Origin of the sequence: Micromonospora sp. NPDC049282 (assembly GCF_043197045.1) — a bacterium.
GTDB lineage: Bacteria > Actinomycetota > Actinomycetes > Mycobacteriales > Micromonosporaceae > Micromonospora.
Genome location: NZ_JBICSL010000006.1, coordinates 1 through 17,079, shown reverse-complemented (window position 1 = coordinate 17,079; position 17,079 = coordinate 1). Strand labels below are relative to the sequence as shown.

14 protein-coding genes, 1 pseudogene and 1 riboswitch are annotated in these 17,079 nt (G+C 74.0%); of the genes and pseudogenes, 10 read left to right on the top strand and 5 right to left on the bottom strand.

Annotated elements, in window-relative coordinates; genetic code table 11:
* Positions 1–31 precede the first annotated feature (31 nt).
* Both ACGFI2_RS12645 and ACGFI2_RS12640 read left to right on the top strand, forming a co-directional pair.
* A complete protein-coding gene (locus ACGFI2_RS12645; protein ID WP_393515037.1) occupies positions 32–874 on the top strand; it encodes an SDR family NAD(P)-dependent oxidoreductase in 843 nt (280 codons plus the stop codon).
* 10 nt (positions 875–884) lie between these two features.
* Positions 885–1,976 carry a PLP-dependent cysteine synthase family protein gene (locus ACGFI2_RS12640; RefSeq protein WP_393515034.1) on the top strand — a complete coding sequence of 364 codons (1,092 nt, stop codon included), beginning with the start codon at positions 885–887 and terminating at the stop codon, positions 1,974–1,976.
* A gap of 4 nt (positions 1,977–1,980) precedes the next feature.
* Here ACGFI2_RS12640 and ACGFI2_RS12635 read toward each other — a convergent pair whose 3' ends face one another.
* From ACGFI2_RS12635 to ACGFI2_RS12620, 4 genes are all read right to left on the bottom strand, one after another.
* Positions 1,981–2,601 (bottom strand): putative glycolipid-binding domain-containing protein, encoded by a 621-nt coding sequence (locus tag ACGFI2_RS12635; RefSeq protein ID WP_393515032.1) that lies wholly within the window; start codon positions 2,599–2,601, stop codon positions 1,981–1,983.
* 110 nt (positions 2,602–2,711) lie between these two features.
* The gene (locus ACGFI2_RS12630; RefSeq protein ID WP_393515029.1) at positions 2,712–4,661 is read right to left on the bottom strand and encodes a DEAD/DEAH box helicase; all 1,950 of its coding nucleotides are present in this window, start codon (positions 4,659–4,661) and stop codon (positions 2,712–2,714) included.
* 188 nt (positions 4,662–4,849) lie between these two features.
* Positions 4,850–6,466 (bottom strand): hypothetical protein, encoded by a 1,617-nt coding sequence (locus tag ACGFI2_RS12625; RefSeq protein WP_393515026.1) that lies wholly within the window; start codon positions 6,464–6,466, stop codon positions 4,850–4,852.
* Positions 6,467–6,575: 109 nt separating this feature from the next.
* On the bottom strand, positions 6,576–8,177 hold the full coding sequence (locus ACGFI2_RS12620) for an NlpC/P60 family protein (RefSeq protein ID WP_393515023.1): 1,602 nt from the start codon (positions 8,175–8,177) through the stop codon (positions 6,576–6,578).
* A 230-nt stretch (positions 8,178–8,407) separates the two neighbouring features.
* On the opposite strand from ACGFI2_RS12620, the gene mqnE reads away from it, so the two are divergent.
* From mqnE to ACGFI2_RS12600, 4 genes are read left to right on the top strand one after another with little or no spacing between them, the layout of a single operon-like run.
* Positions 8,408–9,577, top strand: a complete 1,170-nt coding sequence (gene mqnE, locus ACGFI2_RS12615) for an aminofutalosine synthase MqnE (protein WP_393515020.1) — start codon at positions 8,408–8,410, stop codon at positions 9,575–9,577.
* Between the two features lie 8 nt (positions 9,578–9,585).
* Positions 9,586–10,014, top strand: coding sequence for a hypothetical protein (locus tag ACGFI2_RS12610; RefSeq protein ID WP_393515017.1), 429 nt, complete (start codon positions 9,586–9,588; stop codon positions 10,012–10,014).
* Positions 10,015–10,040: 26 nt separating this feature from the next.
* Positions 10,041–10,319: a DUF4229 domain-containing protein gene (locus ACGFI2_RS12605; protein WP_393515015.1), complete on the top strand. Its 279-nt coding sequence runs from the start codon at positions 10,041–10,043 to the stop codon at positions 10,317–10,319.
* A gap of 51 nt (positions 10,320–10,370) precedes the next feature.
* Complete coding sequence (locus ACGFI2_RS12600) at positions 10,371–10,850, top strand: hypothetical protein (protein ID WP_393515012.1); 480 nt, start codon at positions 10,371–10,373, stop codon at positions 10,848–10,850.
* Positions 10,851–10,899: 49 nt separating this feature from the next.
* On the opposite strand, the gene ACGFI2_RS12595 is transcribed toward ACGFI2_RS12600, so the two are convergent.
* Positions 10,900–12,240, bottom strand: a complete 1,341-nt coding sequence (locus tag ACGFI2_RS12595; RefSeq protein ID WP_393515009.1) for a C39 family peptidase — start codon at positions 12,238–12,240, stop codon at positions 10,900–10,902.
* A gap of 206 nt (positions 12,241–12,446) precedes the next feature.
* Between ACGFI2_RS12595 and ACGFI2_RS12590 the strand changes: the two are divergent.
* The 4 genes and pseudogenes from ACGFI2_RS12590 to ACGFI2_RS12575 all read left to right on the top strand — a co-directional run.
* Positions 12,447–13,757 (top strand): annotated as a pseudogene (locus ACGFI2_RS12590) (M14 family metallopeptidase); the annotation flags it as partial.
* A gap of 121 nt (positions 13,758–13,878) precedes the next feature.
* Positions 13,879–13,972, top strand: a riboswitch (cobalamin riboswitch).
* Positions 13,973–14,078: 106 nt separating this feature from the next.
* Positions 14,079–15,011 (top strand): ABC transporter substrate-binding protein, encoded by a 933-nt coding sequence (locus ACGFI2_RS12585; protein WP_393515006.1) that lies wholly within the window; start codon positions 14,079–14,081, stop codon positions 15,009–15,011.
* 68 nt (positions 15,012–15,079) lie between these two features.
* A complete protein-coding gene (locus tag ACGFI2_RS12580; protein WP_393515797.1) occupies positions 15,080–16,168 on the top strand; it encodes a FecCD family ABC transporter permease in 1,089 nt (362 codons plus the stop codon).
* Between the two features lie 17 nt (positions 16,169–16,185).
* Entirely contained in the window at positions 16,186–16,965 is a 780-nt protein-coding gene (locus ACGFI2_RS12575) for an ABC transporter ATP-binding protein (protein ID WP_393515794.1), read from the top strand.
* The last annotated feature ends 114 nt before the right edge of the window (positions 16,966–17,079 follow it).

Below are 17,079 nucleotides of genomic sequence, written 5' to 3'. Positions count from 1 at the left end.
CAGCGGCGGCGCGGGCGGTTAGCGTGCGCCGATGACGACCTCGAGGCGGGGCGCCGCCGTGGTGACCGGAGCGGCCGGCGGGCTGGGCCGCGCGCTCGCCACCGCGCTGCACGCCGACGGCTGGCGGGTGCTGCTGACCGACGTCGACGCCACGGCGGCGGCCGACGCCGCCGGGCCGCTGGGCGGCTGGTCCCGACCCCTCGACGTACGCGACGAGGTCGCCTGCGCGGCGGTGGCCGCCGAGGCGGCCGGCGCGCCGGGCGGGCTCGGGCTGTGGGTGAACAACGCCGGCACCCTGGTCACCGGCCCCTCCTGGGAGCACGACGCGCAGACCCGACGCCGGGTGGTGGAGGTCAACGCGCTCGGCGCGATGAACGGCACGCTGGCCGCCGTGGCGGTGATGCGGGAGCAGGGCCACGGGCACGTGCTCAACGTGGTCTCGCTGGCCGGGCTGATCGCGGCGCCCGGGGAGACCGTCTACGCGGCCAGCAAGCACGCGCTGCTGGCGTTCAGCCTCGGCACCCTGACCGACCTGCGGATGGCCGGCGTCCGGGGCGTACACGTGTCGTGCCTGTGCCCGGACGGGATCTGGACGCCGATGCTGCACGACAAGCTCGACGACCCCGGCGCGCTGGCCTCCTTCACCGGGTCGCTGCTCACGCCGGAGCGGGTCGCCGCCCGGGCGGTACGGCTGGCCCGCCGGCCCCGCCCGGTGGTCAGCCTGCCGCGCTGGCGCGGCGCGCAGGTGCGGCTGCTCGACGCGTACCCCCGGCTCGCCCTGGCCCTCACCCCGGTGGTGCGGGCCGCCGGCCGGGCCGGGCAGCGCCGGCAGGCGCGCCGGGTCCGGTCGGACCCGAGCCCACCTCGCTTGTAACGTTGCCGGCGTGACTCATCTCGACCGATGTGACGAGGCCGGCCGGCGCTGGCTGACCGAGGCGATCGCCACGGTCGAGGCGGACGCCAACCGCTCCGCCGACACCCACCTCCTGCCCTTCCCGCTGCCCCGGGCGTGGGGGATCGACCTCTACCTCAAGGACGAGTCGGTGCACCCGACCGGCTCGCTGAAGCACCGGCTGGCCCGGTCGCTGTTCCTCTACGGCCTGTGCAACGGCTGGATCCGCCGCGACACCACGGTCGTCGAGGCGTCGTCCGGGTCGACCGCGGTCTCCGAGGCCTACTTCGCGCGCATGCTCGGGCTGCCGTTCATCGCGGTCATGCCCGCCTCCACCTCCCCGGAGAAGATCGCCCAGATCGAGTTCCAGGGCGGGCGCTGCCACCTGGTCGAGGACCCGGCCAAGGTGGTGATCGAGGCGCGCTGGCTGGCCGAGGACACCGGCGGGCACTACATGGACCAGTTCACCTACGCCGAGCGGGCCACCGACTGGCGGGGCAACAACAACATCGCCGAGTCGATCTACGCCCAGCTGGCGCTGGAGCGGCACCCGGTGCCGGCCTGGATCGTGGTGGGCGCCGGCACCGGCGGCACCAGCGCCACCATCGGCCGGTACGCCCGCTACCGCCGGCTGCCCACCAAGCTGTGCGTGGTGGACCCGGAGAACTCCGCGTTCTACCCGGCGTGGCAGGCCGGCGACTGGTCGGTCCGCACCGGTCGCGGCTCCCGGATCGAGGGCATCGGCCGGCCCGGCGTCGAGCCGTCCTTCCTGCCCAGCGTGGTGGACCGGATGGTGCAGGTGCCGGACGCCGCGTCGCTGGCCGCCATGCGGGCCGGCTCGGCCGTGCTCGGCCGCCGGGTGGGCGGCTCCACCGGCACCAACCTCTGGGGCGCGTTCGGCCTGATCGCCGAGATGCTCGCCGCCGGCCGGACCGGTTCGGTGGTCACGCTGATCTGCGACCCGGGCGACCGCTACGCGGACACCTACTATTCCGACGAGTGGGTGGCCGCGCAGGGCCTCGACCTCGCCCCGCACCTCGCCGCCGTCGACCGGTTCCTGACCGGCGGCGACTGGCCGGCCTGAGCGGTCAGCGGGGGTCGACCCGCTCGGCGAGCCCCGGGTAGCGCATCACGAAGCCGTCCGGATCCACCTGCAGGTCGGCGCTGAAGGTGCCGCTGGCGTAGCGGACCCGACCCGGGCCGAGCGAGGTGTAGACCTGCTCGGCCGGCACCACGGCCAGCCCGGGCAGCAGCACCCAGGCGACCGTCACGCTGGTGGCGAGGTCGGCGGGGAGCCGGCCCAGCCCGATCCGGCGGATGGGCAGCGTGTTGGTCAGCGGGGAACCGCCCAGGTCGACGTCGAGCGCCTCGGCCAGCCGGTCCGGGTCGTCCGTACCGGGCAGGCCGGCCTGCGGGTGTCCGGCCGCGCGCAACGCCGCGTCCAGGTCGCCCTCCTCACCGGTACGCACGCGCCACCCGTCGCGGCCCCGCTCCAGGCGTACGCTCCGCGCCCAACCGGCGCCGTCCGCGTCGACCTCCAACCGCTTGGTCGACCAGTCCCGCGCGATCGTCAGGCGGTAGCGGCAGGTGTAGGGAATCGGGTCGACGGCCAGCGCCACGCCCTGCGCGGTCAGCCCGTCGCGGTCGTCGAGCACCACGTGCTCGGAGCCGGCGGTGTCGGTCCTGGTCCAGAAGAGCGACTTCGGCATGGACCGGACGTTACGCGAGCCGGCGGCCACCGGCAGCGGATGCGCGAACGCCGCCGCCGAGCGGATGCTCGACGGCGGCGTTCGGCCAGGTGATCTCCGGGGGCCCCGGATCAGTGCGTACGAGCCGGCGGGCGCCCGCCGAAACCGCGCCGGTCGTCGCGCGGCCGGTCGTCCCGACCGCGCCCCTCGGAGCGGAACCCGCCCCGCCGCTCAGCCGGCCGGAAGTCGCCCCGATCGCCGAAGCGCCGCTCGCCCTGAGCGTCCCGGTCGCCGAAACGCCGCTCGCCCTGCGGGCGGTCGTCGGGCCGGCGCTCACCGAGGCCGCGCCCGCCGGCGGGCCGGTCGTCGTTTCGCCGGGCGTCCCGGTCGTAGCCGCGCTCGCCCGCCGGCCGGCTCCGGTCGGCGAACGGTCGGTCGCCGCCGGTCCGGCCGTGCTCGGCGCGCTCGCCGAAGGGCCGCTCACCGGCCGGTCGGCCGCCGAACCGGTCGCCGCGGTCGTCGGACCGCCGCTCGCCGAAGCGCCGGTCGTCCCGGGCCTCGGGCCGCTCGAAGCGGCGCTCGCCGTAGCCACGCTCGCCGCTGGGCCGGTCCGCGTAGCGGCGCTCACCACGTCCGTCCGTCGGCCGGTCGCCGTAGCCGCGCTCGCCGCTGGGCCGGTCGCCGTAGCCACGCTCGCCGGTGGGCCGGTCGCCGTAGCGGCGGTCGCCGGTCGGCCGGTCGCCGTAGCGGCGCTCACCGCGGCCGTCGAAGCTCCGGCCGCCGCGGTCGAAGCCGCGGCCGTCCCGGTCGCCGAAGCGGCGAGGACCGCCGCGGCGCGGCTCCGGCTCCTCGCGCACCGGCACGCCGCTCGGCTCGCGCGCGCCGGTCAGCTCGGCCAGCGCCTCGTCGCCGGCGCGGACCCGCGCCTGGGACGGCTCGACGCCCGCCTTCTCCAGCATGGCCAGCGTGGTCCGGCGCTGCTTGGGCAGGACCAGGGTCGCCACCGCGCCGGACTCGCCGGCCCGGGCGGTACGGCCGGCCCGGTGCAGATAGTCCTTCGGGTCCTTCGGCGGGTCCACGTGCAGCACCAGCGACACCCCGTCGACGTGGATGCCGCGGGCCGCCACGTCGGTGGCGACCAGCACGTTCATCCGTCCCTCGCGGAACTCGGCGAGCGTCTTGGTGCGCACCCGCTGGGTCTTGCCGCCGTGCAGGCCACCGGCCCGCACGCCGACCGCGGTGAGCTGCTCGACCAGCCGGTCGACGCCGAGCTGCGTACGGGCGAAGACCATGGTGCGGCCGTCACGGGCGGCGATGGACGCCGTCACCGCGAACTTGTCGTGCGGCGGGATCAGCAGCATGTGGTGGTCCATGGTGGACACGGCGGCCGTCGCCGGCGCGGTCGAGTGGGTGACCGGGTCGGTCATGAACCGCTTGACCAGCGTGTCGACGTCGTTGTCCAGAGTGGCCGAGAAGAGCAGCCGCTGGGCGTTCGCGGGCGTCTTCGCGAGCAGTTCGGTGACCTCGGGCAGGAAGCCCATGTCGGCCATCTGGTCGGCCTCGTCCAGCACGGTGACCTCGACGTCGTCGAGTCGGCAGACACCGCGCGCGATCAGGTCGCCGAGCCGCCCGGGGGTGGCCACGACGATCTCCACGCCTCGGCGCAGCGCGTCGATCTGCCGGTCGTACGGCACGCCGCCGACCGCGGTCTTCAGGAAGATGCCGACCGACTTGCCGAGCGGCACCAGCGCGTCGTTGACCTGCATGGCCAGCTCACGCGTGGGAACCAGGATCAGGCCGCGGGGGTGCAGCGGCCGGGCCCGGTTGCGGTCGGCGAGCCGGCCGATCAACGGGAGGCCGAAGGCGAGCGTCTTGCCCGAGCCGGTCTGGCCCCGGCCGAGCACGTCGCGGCCGGCGAGCGCGTCCGGCACGGTGGCCCGCTGGATCTCGAACGGAGTGGTGATGCCCTGCCGGGCGAGCGCCTCGACCAGCGGCCGGGGCAGGCCGAGCGAGGCGAAGTCGGTGGTGTCGATGGTCGGGTCGACGGACGGGGACGTGCCGGAGGCAGCGAAGGTGGTCAAGAAATGCCTTTCGAGCGGGGCGCATCTTCGCGATGGCCCGCCGCGGCGCCGTTACGCCGTCGAATCGCCCGCAAGATCGCCCATGGGCGCGCAGTCGGCGCGCGCCGGGTCAGTGATCCCGACAAGTGTACGGCGATCCGCCGACACGGCCACCTCACCGCGCGGCCGTAGTGGGCGGGCTCACCCCGTCAGCGGGCCAGCATCGAGCCGGTCAGTCCGCTCAACGCGTCGTTGGCCAGGAAGACCACGAGCAGACTGATGGCGATCAGCGCCGTCAGCGCGACGGCCAGCACGATGATGACCTTGGTGTTGCTGGCCCGGGCGGTCGGTGCGTCCTCGGACCAGCCCTGGGCCAGGATGTGGCCGGTCAGCGAACCGGAGTTCTCCGTCGGGCTGCCCTGGGGGAACGAGACGGTGGCGAAGCCCGGACCCTCGGTGCCGCCGTACGCGGTTCCGGCCAGGTCCTGACTGCCCGGCTGCGGGCGTACCGGACGGGTGGCCTCGGCGCCCCGGGCCGGGGCGGCCGGCGGTGGCCAGGTCGGCAGCGCCGGCGCGGGCACCACCGGCGGCGGGGGCGACGGGTACGTGCCGGCCCAGGCCGGCGGCGTGCCGGCGGCACCGGCCATCGCCGGCGGCGGCGGGAACGGCGGCGCGGGCATCGGGCCCGGCGGCGCGGGCGGCGGGGGCACCAGTGGTCCCGGTGGCGGCGCGGGCGGCCCGGGCACCGGCGGGATCGGTCCGGGCGGGACCGGTCCGGGCGCCGGGGACGGCGTGGGCACCGGCGGGATGGGCATCGGGGGCGTCGGGCGGAGCGGCGGCTCCGGCTCGGGCACCGGCGGGGCGGGCGACGGGGGCGTCGGACCCGGGACCGGGGTCGGTGCCGGGTCGGGCTCGGGGCCGTGCGGCGCCGGTGGCTGCGCCGGCTCGGGTGGCTGGGCGGGCTCCGGCGGCTCGGGACTGACCGGGCCGGCCCGGTAGACCTTCGCGGCGGCGGGAGCGGTCGCCACGGAGGCCGCTACCTCGTCGGCGGACACCCGGCTCAGGCCCGGCACCGACGCGCTGGCCCGCGCCGCCGGCGGGTCGGTACGCGGTGCGGGGGTGGCCCGCCCGGCGAACCGGTCGTCCGGCTGGCGCGGTGCGGCGCCGCCTCCCGGCGGATCGTCCGGTTCCCGCTGCCCGGGCACCTGGGCGGACCCGGAGACCCGGGGCGCCGGCGCGACTGCCGTCGAGCCACCGCCGGTCGCGGCTTCTCGGGCGTCGTCGGGGGCTTGGAACGGCGGGTCGGCGGCCTCGCCGGTGGTCGCGGACGCCGGCGCGGTGAGGGCCGACGCGGCGGGGACCGGGAGAGCCGGGCCCGGGTCGGCCGGGACGGGCGAGGACGCCGGGAGATCGGCGGCTCCGGGACGGGGCGCCGCGAGATCACCAGCCGGTTCGGAGTCGGGCGTCGGGCGGTCGCCCGCCGGTTCGGAGTCGGGCGCCGGGAGGTCGGCGGCCGGTTCGGAGTCGGGCGCCGGGAGGTCGGCGGCCGCGAAGGCGGACCAGCTGGACGGCGGCACCGTCGCTCCGGGGCGGCGCCGGTCGAGCGGCGGCGCGGTCTCCGCCGGAGCGCCCGCGCGATAGGTGGTGGCGGTGGCGGGCGGCCCGGTGCGTTCGCCGCCCGACGGCGGCGGCACGGCCGAGCCGGCCACGCTGACCCGGGCCCGTGCCACGGCCACCGGCGCCGCCGGGCGCTCGTCGGAGTCACCGACGGGGTCGGGCCTGGATCCCGGGTGGACCGTCTCCGCCGGAACCTCTTGCTCGCCCATCTCGCCCTCCGCAGCCACGCTCGCCCCCGACCGTGGCGCCGGTCGGAAGTGCCTGGATCTCACCGTGCCACATTCCGGCCCGGGAACACAGTCGGAGCGGACGGTTGGGTCAGCCGGCGCTGGTCGGGCTCGCGGAGTCGCTGCCGGCCGCGCTCTCGGCCGGCTTCGCCGAGCTGCTGGACGGCGCTGCGGCGCTCTCGGTCGGCTTCGCCGAGGTCGTGTCCGGCTCGGCGGTGGCGGTGCGGCTCGGCGACGGGCTCGGCGACTCGGACGGGCTCGGTGTCGTCGGCGGCGTGGTGCTCGTCGACGGGGTGGGCGTCGGGCTGGACCCGGTCGGCTTCGGCGTCGGCTTCGGCGTGCCCGAGGGCTTCGGCGTGCCGGTCTTCGTCGGCTTCGGCGTCGGCTTCGACGTGGGCGGGTTGGTCGGCACGGTCGGGGCCGGCACCGGCGTGGCCGGGGCCGGCACGGCGCCGACCACCCGGGTCGCGGCGTAGAGCCGGGACCAGCGGACCACGGAGATCTTCACCACGTCGCCGGTGCGGGGCGCCTCGACCATCTTGCCGTTGCCGATGTACATGGCCACGTGGTGGATGCTGGCCCAGCTGCTGCTCGAGGCGAAGAAGAGCAGGTCGCCCGGGAGCAGCGCGTTCGGGCTGACGGTGCGGGACCGGGTCGCGAAGTACTGGTCCCGGGAGACCCGCGGCAGGCCCCGGTAGCCGGCCGCCTGGTAGGAGGCGAGCATCAGGCCGGAGCAGTCGAACCGGTCCGGCCCTTCCGCCGCCCAGAGGTAGGGGTCGCCGAGCTGGGCCAGGGCGTAGCGCACGGCGTCGAGCGCCCGGGGGTCGGCGACCAGGCCGTTGATGCTCTGGTTGACGACGTAGGGGTTGCCGCGCTGCTGCTCGGCGGCGTCCTCCCGGCGCTCGATGACGAGCAGCCTGGCGGCGTTGTCGCGGCGCAGCTTGAGCAGCGCCGCCTCCTGCTTGTGCAGGTCCGTCTCGACACGGGTGAACTCGGCGGTCTTCTCGGTGACCCGCCGCTGGACCGAGGCGTGCGCCTCGCGGGCGACCCGCTCGTCGTCGGTGGCGCGGAGCAGCTCACCGGTCACCGACGTGCTGGCGCCCTCGGCCTTGTCGCCCCGGGTGATCCGCTGGAGGTCGCTGAACTGACGCAGGCTGGCGCCGAACTCACCGGGCGGCAGCGCGGCGTCGGCCTTGACCGCTTCGGCCGCGGCGCTCTTGGCGTTCTCCTGGGCCCGGGTGAGCGCGGCCTGGGCCTCGGTGAGCCGGCCGGTGGCCGCGGTCAGCTCGGTCTGGGCCGCGTCGCGCTCGCCCTTGATCCGCAGGAGGTCGTCGCCGAGTTGGGCGACCCGGGCGTCGACCTGGTTGATCTGCGCGATCAGCGGGCCGTCGGCCGGGTTGGTGACGCCGGTCGTGGTGCCCGGCAGGCCCGCCACGCCGCCCGGGACCGTGGCGCCGGGAATCGTGGCGCCGGGACCGGCGCCCGCCCCGGTGGGCAGCTGGAGCGTGCCGGTGACCTGCGGTCGGGAGCCGGAGCTGGGGATGGTGTCGGGCAGCGGATCGGCCCAGGCGGGGGTGGCCAGCGCCGCGGCCGCGACCGCCCCGAGCAGGGCGGACCAGAGCGCGGGACGCAGCACCGGTGAGATCACTGGTGGCCGGCCTCGTCGCCGTCGGGCCTTGGTGCTGTCGACCATTCCGCTCCCCGTCCGGTCTGGTGCGCGCCACGCGTCGTGGGCGTGATGAGACAGGACGGCACTGGTGTGTGTTCCGCCCCACTCTTGTCTTACCTCACCGACGCAGCGATGTCGATGTGCGGAGGGTGACGGGCGGTGAACCGGGTCGCTGCGGTGGACCGCGGCGGCGGTCCGTCCGACCCGCGACGTACGCTCGATCGGGACCCCAGGTGGAAGGACGTGGCTGTCGGATGGACGCCGGACTCAAGCGCGAGCTCGAAGCAAAGGTCTACGCGGGGGAGCGACTGACCCGCGAGGATGGCGTCGCGCTCTACGCGAGTGACGACCTGACCTGGCTGGGCCGGCTGGCTCACCACAAGCGCACCGAGCTCAACGGCGACCGGGTGATGTTCAACGTCAACCGACACCTCAACCTGACCAACGTCTGCTCCGCGTCGTGCGCCTACTGCTCGTTCCAGCGCAAGCCGGGCGAGAAGGACGCCTACACGATGCGGATCGACGAGGCGGTCCGCAAGGCCAAGGAGATGGAGGACGAGCAGCTCACCGAGCTGCACATCGTCAACGGCCTGCACCCGACGCTGCCCTGGCGCTACTACCCCAAGGTGCTGCGCGAGCTGAAGGCCGCGCTGCCGAAGGTCAACCTCAAGGCGTTCACCGCGACCGAGGTGCAGTGGTTCGAGAAGATCAGCGGGCTCACCGCCGACGCGATCCTCGACGAGCTGATGGACGCCGGGCTGGAGTCGCTGACCGGCGGTGGCGCGGAGATCTTCGACTGGGAGGTCCGGCAGCACATCGTCGACCACGCCTGCCACTGGGAGGACTGGTCGCGGATCCACGCGCTGGCCCACTCGAAGGGCATGAAGACGCCGGCGACCATGCTCTACGGCCACATCGAGGAGCCCCGGCACCGGGTCGACCACGTGCTGCGGCTGCGCGAGCTGCAGGACGAGACCGGTGGCTTCCAGGTCTTCATCCCGCTGCGCTACCAGCACGACTTCGTCGATTCGGCGGACGGCAAGGTGCGCAACCGGATCCAGGCCCGCACCACGATGGCCTCGCCGGCCGAGTCGCTCAAGACGTTCGCGGTCTCCCGGCTGCTGTTCGACAACGTCCCGCACGTGAAGTGCTTCTGGGTCATGCACGGGCTCTCGGTGGCCCAGCTCTCGCTCAACTTCGGCGTGGACGACCTGGACGGCTCGGTTGTGGAATACAAGATCACCCACGACGCCGACTCGTACGGCACGCCGAACACCATGCACCGGGACGACCTGCTGCACCTGATCTGGGACGCGGGCTTCCGCCCGGTGGAGCGGAACACCCGCTACGAGACCGTCCGCGAGTACGACGCCGCGCCGTCGATGGCCGAGCGCCGCTCCGAGCCGCAGCAGGTCTGGGCCTGACCTCGGCGATGGGTACGCAGGAGCAGCAGCGCGCGTTCCCCCGGCGGGACGCCGAGGGACGCATCCTCACCCTGGGCGACCTGCTCGGGGTGACGCTCGCCGGCCTGGTGATCGGGGTGCTGGCGCTGCTGCTCTTCGAGTGGGCGTTCGCCGCCGTGGGCGCCGGCGGGTTCGGGCGGACCAACGGTTGGCTGGCGGTGATCCTGCCGCTCTGGCTGTTCTGGGACGACTTCCGGGCCTGGGAGTTCGGCGCCGCCCGGGTGCTGGCCGCGCTGGTCGGCATCGGGGTCGGCGTCCTGGCCGGGCTGTTGGCGGCCGGGCTGGCCGCAGGGCTGCCGGCGCTGTTCACCGGCGCGCTGGCCGCGGCGGTGTTCACCGTGGTCTACGCGGTCATCTGGTTTCATGGCGTGCACTGGCTGGCCCGGCGTACGGGCTGAGGCGCGGAGAGAGTGGGAAATCGGGCATGAGCGCGGCGGTCAAGTACACGCTGGGCCGGGTCGGGCTGTTCGTCGGCGTGCTGGCGGCCCTCTGGTTCGTCGAGATGAACATGTTCCTCCGGTTGATGCTGGCGCTGGTGTCCTCCGCCGCGCTGTCGTTCTTCCTGCTCCGGGGCTGGCGGGACGAGATGGCCGGGGAGATGGCCGAGGCGTCGGAGCGGCGTCGCGCGGAGAAGGACCGGCTGCGCTCCGCGCTGGCCGGTGACGACCAGGCCGAGCCGGAGGGCGAGCGCCGGGAGGGCTGAGCCCGGAAACGGGGCAGCGGGCGGCCGATCCGACCGCTAGGGTCAGCCGCCGTGAGTTTCCTGAACAAGATCGACGGATGGCGGACCAAGGTGTTCGTCTGGTTCGGCCTGCCGGTCATCGCGGCCATCGGGCTGATGATGGGTGCCACCGATCTCGCCCCCACCTGGGAGGCGAAGAACGGCGGCGGCACGCCGGGCACGTTCACCGCGGTGCACGAGGACTGCGGCCGGCGCAACTGCGAGTGGCGCGGCACCTTCGCCGCCGACCAGGGCGGCGGCCGACGCGCCGACGTGATCCTCTACGACGCGCCGGACGGTCTCGCCGTGGGCGGCACCGCACCGGCCCGGGACACCGGGGCGCGGGCCGGGGTGTTCTCCACCACCGGCGGCTCCACCTACCTGCTGGTGACCGGGTTGACCGTGGCCGGCGTGGCCGCGCTGGCGGCCTGGGTGGTGATCATCATCCGGAAGATCCGCGGTCGCCGGGCGAAGGCCGCCGCCCCGGCCGTCTCGTTCGCCCCGTCCCGTTAGCCCGGGCAGCCGGGCCCGGCGCGCGGACTCCGCGCCGGGCCCGAGCCGCTCACCAGTTGGTCGAGCCCGGGACCGCCGGCCACCGGCGGTCGGTCGGCTTGATCAGGTACGCGATGCCGCCAGAACCGGAGGCCACCGTGCCGTTGGCCCGGTAGCGCTTGGTACGCAGCCAGATCTGCTCGAACTGCTCGCGCTGGTAGACGTTGCGCACCGCCTCGTTGGACGACGAGGCCGGGTCGTTGACGATCACGTCACCCTCGGCGGTGAAGCCGACGATCACGAACAGGTGCCCTGAGGTGCCGTAGTTGGCGCCGTCCAGCTCGCTGGCGAGGAACGACTGCGAGGTGACCACCGGGATCCCCGCCTTGATGAACCGTTCCGCCTCGTCCAGCGAGTGCAGCCGGGTGACCCGTGCCTCCAGGCCCGGGAAACCGGCGGCGTACGCGGTGTTGAACGGCCAGTTGCCGGCGCCGTCGTACTCGTGGTCGTAGGTCATCCGGGCGGCGTGGTCGACGGTCGGGTCGGCGTAGGAGGGGTCGACCCAGGCGGTGTCCTCGGCGGAGGGCTTGCGGCCCCAGTACTCGACCACCATCTCGGTGGAGGTGGGGGAGCACCAGGCCTCGCCGCCGCCGTCGTACTCCGGGTACTCGCCGATGTGGACGTTCTGCGAGTAGCGGGGCACGGCCAGCTCGGTGCCCCAGGCGATGCCGCCCCGGCTGGGCGTGACGGTGAACCGGTCCGGCACGTTCGAGGCCATCGCGCCGAGCATCCGCACCTGCGGCGCGGCGGCCTGACCGGGCGCGCGGTAGAGCGTCAGCCGGAGCTGGTACGAGCGCAGCAGCACCCCGGCCGCGGCGTCGTCGATGGAGAACGTGTCGGTCCAGATGCTCGACCACGGGTCGCCCTGGCCGTCCAGGGTGGACCGCTTGATGTCCTGGTCGCCGGAGGCCCAGCGGCCCATCACGTACCAGGGGGTGTGCTCCCCGGTGGTGTAGGTGCCGTTCAGCTCGACCTGGATCCAGGTGCCGGCCGGGGTGCTGGCGTTCCACGACGCGACCAGTTCGGTGGCGTCGAACCCGATCCGCCGCTCCGGCGAGGTCCAGGTGGCGTACTCCCAGGTGCGGGTGGCGCCGGTGTGCTCGTCGGTGAACTCGGTGGTGCCGGCCGGCCGGCCGATCGTCAGCGCGGGGTGCCGGCCGGGTACGGCGCGGGTGCCCTGGTGCGAGCCGCCGCGCCAGTCGGGGTACCGGGAGAACTCCTGGAAGGTGATCTGTTCGTCGTGCGTGACGCCCGGCCGGGGGCCGTGCGCCTGGGCGGGTGCGGTGGTGGCGAGGAGGGTGAGCGCGGTCAGGCCGGCGAGGGCGACCGTACGCAGGGGTCTTCCGAACATGGCAGCTCCACGGGGGAAACGGCATCGTCGCCGTTCACTGTCGCGCTTGGCGGGAAGTTTCGCCAGATGTTCGGCCATGGAAAATCATTGCCGGGGTGAGGATCCGGTCGGGATGGGCCCAGAGAAAGATGAATATTGATATGACCATGTGACTCCTGGTGAAGTGTGCGGACAACGGGATCTCCCGTACCCCGAGGAGGTTTTTCATGGCCTTCCGCACGCTCCCGATCCGCCGGCGGCTGGCGCTCGTCGCCGCCGCCGGCCTGACCCTGGTCATCGCCGCAGCCGGGCCGGCCGGCGCCCGCCCCACCCCGGACCGGGCCGGCGAGCCGGCCGCCGTCGCCTACCGGGTGCTCGGCCCACGGACCGTCGCCGACCGCACCGCGGTCGCCCGCACCGGCGCCGCGATCGACTACTCCGAACACGGTGTGCTGCACGTCACGGCGACCACCGCCGAGGCCGCCGCGATCACCCGGCTCGGTTTCCGGCTGGAGAAGGACGTGGCCCCGGCGCCCGCCGGCGGCGCGACCGCGTACGCCTTCCCACCCGCCGACTCGAACTACCACGACTACGCCGAGCTGACCACGGTGGTGAACAAGGTGGTCGCCGACCACCCGACGATCGCCCGAAAGCTCAGCATCGGCACGTCCTACCAGGGCCGGGACCTGATGGCCGTGAAGATCTCCGACAACGTCGGCACCGACGAGAACGAGCCGGAGATCCTGTTCAACGCGCAGCAGCACGCCCGCGAGCACCTGACCGTCGAGATGGCGATCTACCTGCTCAACCTCTTCACCGACAACTACGGCAGCGACTCCCGGATCACCAACATCGTCAACTCCCGGGAGATCTGGATCGTGCCGACGGTCAACCCCGACGGCAGCGAGTACGACATCGCCACCGGCTCCTACCGCTCCTGGCGGAAGAACCGGCAGCCCAACAGCGGCTCCACGTACGTCGGCACCGACCTGAACCGCAACTGGAGCTACCAGTGGGGCTGCTGCGGCGGCTCGTCGAGCACGAAGTCGTCGGAGACCTACCGCGGCCCGTCCGCCTTCTCCGCCCCGGAGACCGCGGCGCTGCGCAACTTCGTCAACAGCCGGGTCGTCGGCGGCGTGCAGCAGATCAAGACGAACATCGACTTCCACACCTATTCCCAGCTGGTGCTCTGGCCGTACGGCTACACGTACAGCAACACCGCCACCGGGATGAACGCCGACCAGTACAACACGTTCGCCACCATCGGCCAGCAGATGGCGGCGACCAACGGCTACACCCCGGAACAGTCCAGCGACCTCTACATCGCCGACGGCACCAGCATCGACTGGATGTGGGGCACCCACAAGATCTGGGCGTACACCTTCGAGATGTACCCCGGCTCGTCCTCCGGCGGCGGCTTCTACCCGCCCGACGAGGTGATCCCGGCGCAGACCTCGCGCAACCGGGACGCCGTGCTGATGCTGTCCGAGTACGCCGACTGCCCGTACCGGGCCATCGGCAAGCAGAGCCAGTACTGCTGACCTCACCACCAGTGGTGGGGACCCCGGTTCCACCCCCGCCGGGGTCCCCACCCACCCTCCCGTCCGGGCGATCTCCGCTGGTCGTGCGCTACCGTGGCACCGACCGTGCCACAGCGAAGCCGGTGCGAAACCGGCGCTGTCCCGCAACTGTGATGCCCCGTACGCGCGGCGTCGGCCTCCCGCCGGCGCCGACGGACGTGGGACGAGCCAGGTCGCCTGCGGCCCGGTCGCGACATGCGCTCTCGAGGAAGGGCGCCTCGCGGACGGGCCTTCCACCTGTCGGCGAAGCACCACGCTCCTCGACCGACAGGAGGACCGATGATTCGACGTACCCCTCGGCTCTTCGCCGCCGCGCTCGCGGCCGGCGTGCTGCTTCTCGGCGGCTGCGCCGAGAAGACCTCGCCCGACACCCCCGCCGCCGGCGCCTCGGGCGGTGCCTTCCCCGCCAGCGTGGGCAACCTGACGCTGGAGAAGCGCCCCGAGAAGATCGTCTCGCTCTCGCCGACCTCGACCGAGATGCTCTTCGCCGTCGGCGCCGGCAAGCAGGTGACCGCCGTCGACGACCAGTCGAACTACCCGGCGGACGCGCCGAAGAGCGACCTCTCCGGCTACCAGCCGAACGCCGAGGCGATCGCCGCGAAGAGCCCCGACCTGGTGGTGATCGCCAACGACACCAACAAGATCGCCAGCCAGCTCGTCGCGCTGAAGATCCCGGTCCTGCTCGCCCCGGCCGCGACCACGCTCGACGACACCTACCGGCAGCTCACCGACCTGGGCAAGCTCACCGGCCACCCGGCCGAGGCGGACGCCGTGGTGCGGAAGATGAAGGACGACATCACGGCGCTCACCAAGGACCTGCCCAAGCGCGCCGAGAAGCTGACCTACTACCACGAGCTGGGCCCGGAGCTGTACAGCGCGACCAGCAAGACCTTCATCGGCACCATCTACGCCCTCGCCGGGCTGGAGAACATCGCCGACCCGGCCGACGCCGATGGCAAGAGCGGCGGCTACCCGCAGCTCTCGCAGGAGGTCATCGTCAAGGCCAACCCCGACTTCGTCTTCCTGGCCGACACCAAGTGCTGCCAGCAGAGCGCGGACACGGTCAAGGCGCGCAGCGGCTGGGCCGGCGTCACCGCGGTGAAGAACAGCCAGATCGTGGCGCTTGACGACGACGTCGCCTCGCGCTGGGGCCCGCGCGTCGTCGACCTGCTCCGGACGATCGTCGACGCCACCGCCAAGGTCCCGGCCTGACCGTGGCCGTACGACAGGTGGACCCCGAGCCGGCCGGGACGCCCGACGCGTCCCGGCCGGCCGGCCGGCTGCCCCGACCACGCCGAGGCGCGGCACGCGCCGACGCCCCGGCCCGGCCGGCCGGGCTGCGCAAGCGCTGGCTGCTCGCCGGCCTGGTGGCGGTGCTGGTCGCGCTGGTGGCCGGCGTCTCGTTCGGCCCGGTCAGCCTGCCGCCCGGCAGCGTCGCGGCCGAACTGCTCAACCTGCTGCCCGGGGTGCACCTGGACAGCGGGCTCACCGAGCGGGAGGTCGCCATCGTCACCGAGCTGCGGCTGCCCCGGGTGGTGCTCGGCCTGCTCGTCGGTGCGCTGCTCGCCCTGGCCGGCGGCTGCTACCAGGGCGTCTTCCGCAATCCGCTGGCCGACCCGTACCTGCTCGGCGTCGCCGCCGGGGCCGGGCTCGCGGTCACCGCGGCGATCGTGCTCGGCGCGGGGGCGGGCGGGGCGCTCACCGGGCTGCCGGTCACCATCCCGCTCGCCGCGTTCGTCGGCTCGCTCGGCGCGGTCGCGATGACGTACCTGCTCGGCGCCGCCGGCGGCCGGGACCGGTCACCGGCCACGCTGATCCTGGCCGGGGTGGCGGTGTCGGCGTTCCTCGCCGCCGGCCAGACCTACCTGTTGCAGGCGCACTCCGACAACCTCCAGCAGGTCTACTCCTGGCTGCTCGGCCGGCTCTCCACCGCCGGCTGGCACGACGTGCTGCTGGTCCTGCCCTACTTCCTGCTCACCGCCGTGGTGGTGCTGGCACACCGGCGCGAGCTGGACGTGCTCTCCCTCGGCGACGACGAGGCCAGCAGCCTCGGACTGCACCCGCAGCGCTCCCGCTACCTGCTGATCGCCGCCGCCTCCCTCGGCACCGCCGCCGCGGTCTCCGCCTCCGGCCTGATCGGCTTCGTGGGCATCATCGTGCCGCACACCGTCCGGCTGCTCGCCGGCTCCAGCCACCGGGTGATCCTGCCACTGTCGATGCTCTTCGGTGGCGCGTTCCTGGCGTTGACCGACGTGGTCGCCCGGACCGCCGCCGCCCCGGCCGAGATCCCGATCGGGGTGGTCACCGCGCTGCTCGGCGGCCCGTTCTTCGTGCTGATCCTGCGTACCGCCCGCGGGGTGCGGGCATGAGCGCGCGGAGTGAGCCGCTGTCGCGAGCCGCGGTCGAGGTGCGGGACCTGCGGGTGGAGCTGGGTGGCAACCCGGTCCTGGCCGGCGTCGACCTGACCGTCGCGGTCGGCGAGTGGGTCACCGTGATCGGCCCCAACGGCGCCGGCAAGTCGACCCTGCTGCGCGCCGTCGGCGGCCTGCTGCCCGCGCCGGACGCCGTCTCCCTCTTCGGTACGCCGATCCACGCCCTGCGCCGCCGCGACCGGGCCCGGGTGGTGGCCACGGTCGCGCAGTCGCCGGTGGTACCGGCCGGCATGGCGGTCTTCGACTACGTCCTGCTGGGGCGCACTCCCTACATGCCGCCGCTGGGCCGGGAGTCCGCCGCCGACGTGGCCGCCGTGCACGAGGTGCTGGACCGGCTCGACCTGGGCGGGTTCGGCCGCCGCGAGCTGGCCACCCTCTCCGGTGGGGAACGGCAGCGGGTCTTCCTGGCCCGGGCGCTGGCCCAGGGCGCCACCCTGCTGCTGCTCGACGAGCCGACCAGCGCGCTGGACATCGGGCACCAGCAGGAGGTGCTGGAGCTGGTCGACCAGCTCCGCCGCGAGCACGACCTGACCGTGCTCGCCACCATGCACGACCTCTCCATCGCCGGCGAGTACGCCGACCGCCTGGTGCTGCTCGCCGACGGCCTGGTGGCCGCCGCCGGCCCACCCGAGGACGTCCTCACCGAGCCCTTGCTCGCCCGCCACTACCGCGCCCACGTCCGGGTGATCCCCGGCCCGCACGGCCCCCACGTGGTCCCGCTCCGTCGTGGGTGAAGGAGGGGCCCCCTCTTAATACTCCAACGTCACTTGGCCTGTCTGCCCTGGTAGTGGGATCGGCGGGCTCGGGCTTGGGATGTTCGTCGCCAGATTGACCAGTGCAGGATGTGC

Coding starts and splice junctions, on each gene's coding strand:
- ACGFI2_RS12645 (WP_393515037.1), top strand. CDS start 32: ATGACGACCTCGAGGCGGGGCGCCGCCGTGGTGACCGGAGCGGCCGGC.
- ACGFI2_RS12625 (WP_393515026.1), bottom strand. CDS start 6,466: ATGGGCGAGCAAGAGGTTCCGGCGGAGACGGTCCACCCGGGATCCAGG.
- ACGFI2_RS12635 (WP_393515032.1), bottom strand. CDS start 2,601: ATGCCGAAGTCGCTCTTCTGGACCAGGACCGACACCGCCGGCTCCGAG.
- ACGFI2_RS12595 (WP_393515009.1), bottom strand. CDS start 12,240: ATGTTCGGAAGACCCCTGCGTACGGTCGCCCTCGCCGGCCTGACCGCG.
- ACGFI2_RS12610 (WP_393515017.1), top strand. CDS start 9,586: ATGGGTACGCAGGAGCAGCAGCGCGCGTTCCCCCGGCGGGACGCCGAG.
- ACGFI2_RS12605 (WP_393515015.1), top strand. CDS start 10,041: ATGAGCGCGGCGGTCAAGTACACGCTGGGCCGGGTCGGGCTGTTCGTC.
- mqnE (WP_393515020.1), top strand. CDS start 8,408: ATGGACGCCGGACTCAAGCGCGAGCTCGAAGCAAAGGTCTACGCGGGG.
- ACGFI2_RS12620 (WP_393515023.1), bottom strand. CDS start 8,177: ATGGTCGACAGCACCAAGGCCCGACGGCGACGAGGCCGGCCACCAGTG.
- ACGFI2_RS12585 (WP_393515006.1), top strand. CDS start 14,079: ATGATTCGACGTACCCCTCGGCTCTTCGCCGCCGCGCTCGCGGCCGGC.